8 protein-coding genes are annotated in these 7,009 nt (G+C 41.3%); 7 read left to right on the top strand and 1 reads right to left on the bottom strand.

Features of this window, described 5'->3' with window-relative positions:
* Positions 1-399: 399 nt before the first annotated feature.
* The 7 genes from H4I94_RS13320 (at position 400) to H4I94_RS13350 (ending at position 6,705) form a co-directional block, all read left to right on the top strand.
* Positions 400-648 (top strand): DUF6868 family protein, encoded by a 249-nt coding sequence (locus H4I94_RS13320; RefSeq protein ID WP_092820435.1) that lies wholly within the window; start codon positions 400-402, stop codon positions 646-648.
* A gap of 131 nt (positions 649-779) precedes the next feature.
* Entirely contained in the window at positions 780-1,493 is a 714-nt protein-coding gene (locus H4I94_RS13325; protein WP_261183405.1) for an SIMPL domain-containing protein, read from the top strand.
* Between the two features lie 753 nt (positions 1,494-2,246).
* A complete protein-coding gene (locus tag H4I94_RS13330; protein ID WP_092820376.1) occupies positions 2,247-2,693 on the top strand; it encodes a hypothetical protein in 447 nt (148 codons plus the stop codon).
* A 79-nt stretch (positions 2,694-2,772) separates the two neighbouring features.
* Positions 2,773-3,438, top strand: a complete 666-nt coding sequence (locus tag H4I94_RS13335) for an RluA family pseudouridine synthase (RefSeq protein WP_092820375.1) — start codon at positions 2,773-2,775, stop codon at positions 3,436-3,438.
* 237 nt (positions 3,439-3,675) lie between these two features.
* Complete coding sequence (locus H4I94_RS13340; RefSeq protein WP_092820374.1) at positions 3,676-4,629, top strand: DUF5660 family protein; 954 nt, start codon at positions 3,676-3,678, stop codon at positions 4,627-4,629.
* A gap of 160 nt (positions 4,630-4,789) precedes the next feature.
* Positions 4,790-5,170, top strand: a complete 381-nt coding sequence (locus H4I94_RS13345) for a ribonuclease E inhibitor RraB (RefSeq protein WP_261183407.1) — start codon at positions 4,790-4,792, stop codon at positions 5,168-5,170.
* A gap of 434 nt (positions 5,171-5,604) precedes the next feature.
* On the top strand, positions 5,605-6,705 hold the full coding sequence (locus H4I94_RS13350; protein ID WP_261183408.1) for a catalase family protein: 1,101 nt from the start codon (positions 5,605-5,607) through the stop codon (positions 6,703-6,705).
* Positions 6,706-6,733: 28 nt separating this feature from the next.
* Here H4I94_RS13350 and H4I94_RS13355 read toward each other — a convergent pair.
* On the bottom strand, positions 6,734-7,009 hold a 276-nt coding region (locus tag H4I94_RS13355; protein ID WP_261183409.1), incomplete at its 5' end, for an IS30 family transposase.

Genomic DNA, 7,009 nt, shown 5'->3' on the forward strand with positions numbered 1-7,009 from the left:
TAGGAAATTAATCCCGCATCTCTTTGGCTAATATATGTCTCAAGGGTGTGAAGGGATCGAAAAGAGTAGATTGCTGCCAGTTGCGTACAACGTGAGTGCAGTACTTACCCACAAGGTCTCGATTCGGCTTAGGACGCTATAGATTATCAATTTATAGGCATAAGGTTATAACTTACAAAATTATAATGGTTGAAGTAAAACAGTATGTTTTCCCTGACCCCCTAAAAAATTCTCCAGCCAAGACAAGTATTAAAAAAACATTATAAAAATTATTAAAAACAAATACATGGTTTTAAATTTAACTGCAAAAAAGCGGATACAAATCAGTTGTTCATTTTCCTTCATAAAATCTGCTAATTTAGAATATATAAGCAAGCATCCGGTCAGGTCATAAAAATGATAAATGATGATTTTTGGAGCCGTTTTTTACTGTGTTCATTACTTATAAATTACATCATCTTAATGATCTGGTTTTTGGTGTTTATTTTTGCCCGTAACTGGATGAAACAGGTGCATGGCAAATGGTTCCAGCTTTCCGATCACACCTTCGATGCCATTCATTATGGGGGCATGGCCGTATATAAAATTGGCATTCTATTGCTTAATCTGGTGCCATTTCTGGCCTTATATCTGATCCGAAATTCCTAGGCCGGATTGGAGGATTGAAACGGTTGATATAGAAAGGTTGATATAGATAGATCGTCTGTAAACAGCGGTTTCGGAGCTGATAAAAACAGAACCGCTGCTATAAAAAATAAGCAAAAGAGGAATTCGGCAGCATGAATCAATTCAAGTCCGCACTGGTTTTAGGTGCTTTCATTTGTCTGGGAATGATTCTTGCGGGATGGATTCTGGGCAGTAGTGCAGTCAAAATCAAGCAGTATGAACGTATAGTCTCGGTCAAAGGTCTATCTGAACGAGAGGTGAAAGCCGATGTCGCAGTATGGCCGATCCGTTTTAGCTCGGCCAGTCAGGACCTGACCCAGCTGTATGACACTATGGAAATACAAACCCAGCAAATTCAGGCATTTTTAAAAACCGAAGGTTTTAGCGCGCAGGAAATTACCACCGCAGCTCCGGTCACGACCGATAAATATGCCCAGCAATACGGCGGTGATGCCAATGTCGCACTCCGTTATACCGCGCATCAGACCATTACCATCTATACCCATAAAATAGATGCAGTGCGGGCGGCACAAAGCCGTCTGGTGGCTTTGGGTAAAAAGGGCATTGCCTTTGGTGGCGATGATTCAGGGCAACGAACCGAATATTTATTTACCAAGTTAAATGATATCAAGCCGGCCATGATTGAGCAGGCGACCCAGAATGCCCGCAGTGTGGCAGAAAAATTTGCAGCCGATTCCAAAAGCCGTCTAGGCAAAATCAAGGCAGCCAATCAGGGATTGTTCAGCATTGAGGATCGCGACAGCAATACCCCGTATTTAAAGAAAGTCCGTGTGGTGTCCACCGTTGATTATTATCTGGCTGATTGAATGGGATAACAGGGCACAAGAAAAATGTGCTTTGATTTATGGATAAATTCCAATAATCCTGCTTTTTCCGCAATAAAAAACCTTTATTTTAATGTGAATGATAAAAAATTCTTTTAAATCTTTATTTAGAGAAAAAAATTACCAAAATTGATGGAAAATTAAAAGTCTTAGGAAATTAATCCCGACTGCCTTTGGCTAATATATGTCTCAAGGGTGTGAAGGGATCNAAAACCTTTATTTTAATGTGAATGATAAAAAATTCTTTTAAATCTTTATTTAGAGAAAAAAATTACCAAAATTGATGGAAAATTAAAAGTCTTAGGAAATTAATCCCGACTGCCTTTGGCTAATATATGTCTCAAGGGTGTGAAGGGATCGAAAAGAGCAGATTGCTGCCAGTTGCGTACAACGTGAGTGCAGTACTTACCCACAAGGTCTCGATTCGGCTTAGGACGCTATAGATTACCAATTTATAGGCATAGGGTTATAATTTACAAAGTTATAATGGTTGAAGTAAACCACAGATGTTTTCCCTGACACCCTCAAAATTTTTATAAACAATAAAAAATAACAATTCTTTTTCTTTTCATTTATTTAACCTACATCAAATTTTATCCCCCTGAATGTGCATTGCATCATCAAAAATATACTGATCACTTGATATAAAGTAATTTTCCATAAAAAAACAAAATAGTCGGCTGAAAAAACGCTTGCTAGAATGGTATTCGATCATTTCAACATGAGCCAATAACAATGAAAAAATACGAATTGGAAATTCGTCATCCACAGCACTTGAGTGAGCAGGATGCAGAAGCTTTAGGATTATTTGAAAGTACAGAAATATTGAGCCAATTCGATGCAATCAACTGGCGCCGCCAACTGGTTTCACAACTGGAAATGAATGGGGCCATTACCAGTTTTACCGTAACCGATACCGCTACCCAGCAATGCCTGCGCCTCAGTTTAAATGCCTATTCGGCCTCCGATCAGCTGGCATTCAAGCTGGACAGCGATATTGAAATTGTTACTCCGCAAAAGAACCTGTTTGGTTTAATCACTTTAAAAAACAAGGATTATGTGGCTTTTAAACAGCTCAGTCTGGGGCAGGCCAGAGCCTACCTCAACCATTTTCTAGATGGTCAGCTCGACACCCTGAAAGACAGCTATAAAACCACGCTGGAAAAACCGAAGCAGACATAATTTTGGCGGGATGGTCCAGCATTGACAGCTCTGGCAGAGATTGTTATTTTGCGCGCATTCTCCCACGTGCCGTAATGCTATGCCCATCAACGATAACTTCGTGTATATGCCGCCTCAGGAACCGCTTGCCATCGTCTATGAAGATGAAGACCTGGTGGTGATTGAAAAACCGGCAGGGCTGTTGTCCGTTCCGGGACGTTTGCCTGAACATCATGACAGTGCTTATTTTCGGGTATTGGAACGCTATCCCAACGCTAAAATTACTCACCGTTTAGATATGGCAACTTCCGGTATTTTGATGTTTGCCAAACACCGTGAAGCAGAAGTGGCGGTCAGTAAAATGTTTCAGGCACGTACGGTCAAAAAAAACTATATTGCGCTGGTTCAAGGCAAGCTCGAAGCCGAGGGGAGTGTCGAGGTGCCATTAATTACCGACTGGGAAAACCGGCCGCGTCAAATCGTGCATTTTGACTTGGGAAAACCCGCCAGAACGCTGTATCAGGCCTTGGAATATTCTGAAGCGGAAGACATTAGCCGGGTACTGCTGACCCCGATTACCGGACGCTCTCATCAGTTGCGGGTGCATATGCAGTATATCGGCCATCCGATTACCGGCGACAAGCTCTATCATCCAGAGCCCTACCAGAGTCCATTAAAACGTATGGCCTTACATGCCAGCTATCTGGCTTTTAAACAGCCTTTAAGCGGAGCAGATGTTGAAATTAAGGTGAAAATTCCTTTTTAATCAATATGTTGTAATTTTACTTATTCAAAGGCCCATAATTTTAATAATAAGTTACATATATGCTATGAGGGTTGACTTCTTCTTGTCGGCCAACTGATTTATGATGATGGAAATCTAAGAATAATAAAAAAATGCGACCAATCGCACACAATATCCCTTTTTCTAATGATTGAAAAACATATTACTAATAAATAATGTGTCACCTTTCTTCGAAATAATAATTTTGAGATAATAATAATGCTTTATCTATATATCCTGACCACCTTCATTTTGGTGGGATTGCTTTATCGGGCAATCATAAAAATAAGAAAAAAACAGCGCACTCTGGAATCTTTGCAGGTAAATCTGGATCGCACGCGAAATAATCTGGCAGAGCATGAACAGCAAAACGATGCGCTGCACCATCAATTAAATACCTGTCGTATCGAGATCGGCAATCTAAAAAACCGGGTTGAAAAGTTGAGTCAGTATCAAGACGTTTTGGATACTGAGCATTACGTTGCAGAGCGAAAAAACCAGGTCGAGAGCTTTGTCGAAGCCACTAAAACTGAAGCAGAGTTTCTGCTGGAAAAAATGAAGGCAGAGATTGAAAACACTCGACATTATCTGGAAAAACTGGAAAAAAATAGCCGGCTTAACCTGGAAGCCCAGGCCAGAGAACGATTAGGGGCTTTTTATCATCAGGCAGTAGAACAAGAAAAATTGGCCACAATTTCAAAAGCACTGGAAAACAAGATTCAGGGTTATGGCCTTCAATATGTGTATCCTGCACAAATCCTGTTGGACCAATTGATTGAAGGCTATGAGGATATTCATGCCGCGCAGCAGTTAACAGAAGTCCGCCGAAAAATAAAAAATGCCATTGCAGCAAACAAGGTGGGTCAATGTGAGTATGTCGAGGAAAATCGCAGACTTTCTGCCATCGCTCTGGTTACGCATGTGTTTAACAGCAAGGCTGACCTGTATTTATCTCAATTAGAGCATGACACGGTGGGGCTGTTTATTCAGGCGTTGCAAGATGATTTTATCCTGATCAATCATTATGGAGCAGCATTCAGCCATGCCCGAATTCATGAATCATTTTTAAAGTTACGTCTGGAAGAGTTTAAGCTTGCAGCCCTGGTTTCAGCCTTCAAGGCACAGCAACCGAATGAGCCAGGTGAATTGCAGCAGCAGATGGTGGAAGGCTAAGACCAGCGATCTGTGGAAAATAAAATGGCAGGACAAAGGGGACTTATCAGCACAAGTGTTGTAGTTAAGCTAAACAGTGAAATGGCTAAACTGAAACAAACTTGAGCTAATCTGTATGGCATGATATAGCTGATATCTAATTACAATAAGGAAACACTCCATGACACGCGATTTTGACCAATTCCCCGATGATGAAAATGGTAATGTACTTTGGCAAATGGCCGAAGATGGCGACGACCTGACTGAAGCGCATGAAATTGAATTTTCCATAGCTTTTCAGACTGAAGAACAGGCACAAAAATGTGCACTTTATCTGCTCAAAGAAGAACAAAAAATTAGCCTGTTTGAAGATGAAGAAGCCGACACGGTCGAGTGGATTATCACCATTTATGTGTATATGGAACCTGAATATTCAGACATCGTCGATCTGGAAGAATGGTTCACTAAAATCGCGACGCAATGTGGCGGTGAATATGATGGCTGGGGCTGTATGGCTTATGTCTATGAAGATGAAGACTGGGAAAATGAAGTCAAAAGTTAATCCCTATTCCTAAACAATTTTAATGGCTGGGGGATGATCCAGGTTTGAGCCAGTACAGTTAATTGGATCGAACCTGTTAAAAAGGCCTTAAACATTTAGATGCTTAGGGCCATTTTCATATCAAGATTTTATAAGAATCATACCCCATCCACTGAAACTCAGAAGAAGCTGTTCAAGCCGCTTTTGCATTCTATTCCTTTCTATTGATTTTAAACTTTCTGAATTTATTTAAATATTTGATTTTAAAATTAAAAATTTATGTGATGGACTGATGCTTTTCAGCCACGCCAGTTTAATTTCCTCTTTCTGCTTTATTTACCAAATACCTTCAATGTGTATACCAAGCACTTCCTTTGTAAAGCAAACTCCTTGCTAGATTAATACATAAATTACAAAACAGTTTATTCCTATTCAAGGCATGGAAGGAGCACGGCATGGCAGTGAATAATTATGTGGCCTATGGTCCAGAAGTCGAACAAAAACAGGAAAATGAAGAAGAAGATATTCAGTATATTGTAGATTATATGACCCAAAGCAATACTGAGGTTTTTGACAAGCATCGTCATGCAGTTCGCGATGCGCATGCTAAATCCCACGGTTTCTTAAAAGGCATTTTAACCATTCCTGAAAACCTGCCCGATCACTTGGCGCAGGGAATTTTTGCCCATCCGGGCTATTATGATGTCATGGTCCGTCTGTCTGCTGCTCCCGGGGATTTGCGTAGCGATAAGACACCGGTGCCGCATGGTTTTGCCCTTAAAATTTTAAATGTGCCGGGCGAGCGCTTATTGCCGGAAGATTCCAGTGAGGGAAAAAATCAGGATTTTCTGATGGTCAATATGCCGGTGCTGGTTTTTGGAACGGTACGCAAATATATGCAAATGCTGCCTTTTATGACTGAAGTGGAAAGGGCACCTGAACTGGTCATGCGTGGTTTACGCGGTGTCATGCGTGGGGTCGATCATCTGGTCAGTCGTGCGGGCTTTCCGGGATCTGCGACGATCAAAGGACTGGCACGTAGCCAGCATCATATACTCGGGGAAACCTATCACAGCATGGCAGCATTACGTTATGGCAACTATATTGCCAAAATCAGTGTGGCACCTGAATCTGAGTCGGTAAAACAACTGACTGGCATACCGATGCAAATTCAGGAAGATTCCGGCATACGTGATCTGGTCCAGGATTTTTTTAAGCGTAATACGGCTGATTATGTTATTCGCGCTCAGCTATGTACCAACCTGGACCGTATGCCTGTTGAAGATGCCGCCGTGTTGTGGGATGAAGATGAATCACCGCATCAGGTCATCGGAACTTTACATTTTCCAAAACAGCAGACCTTTAGTCCGGCACGTCGGGTCTATTCAGATGACGTGCTGTCTTTCAATCCGTGGCATGGGGTAAAAGAACACCAGCCTTTAGGTTCCATCATGCGGGTACGCATGCAGGTGTATGAGCGTTCATCCTGTTTTCGGCACTATATGAATACTCAGCCGCGCACAGAACCCAATCATATTGATGACATGCCAGACTAGATATTTAAAACTGGATTTGATATTTAACTTAGATTAGCATTTGAAGTGCAACAGCATGTTGTTGCCATAATACCTGACTCGGACTTTTAAAGCCGAGTCTTTTTCTTGGGCGATGATTCAAACGTTGAGTGATTTCTGCAATATATTCATCCGTATAGGCATTTAAATTACTGCCTTTTTTAATATATTGCCTGATTAAGCCATTGGTATTTTCATTCGTGCCTCGTTGCCAAGCGCTATAAGGATCAGCGAAATACCAGTCTATTTCTAATTCTTGAGCAGTATACTCATGCAGGCTGAACTC

Origin of the sequence: Acinetobacter sp. T_3_1, assembly GCF_025377055.1 — a bacterium.
Taxonomy (GTDB): domain Bacteria; phylum Pseudomonadota; class Gammaproteobacteria; order Pseudomonadales; family Moraxellaceae; genus Acinetobacter; species Acinetobacter kookii.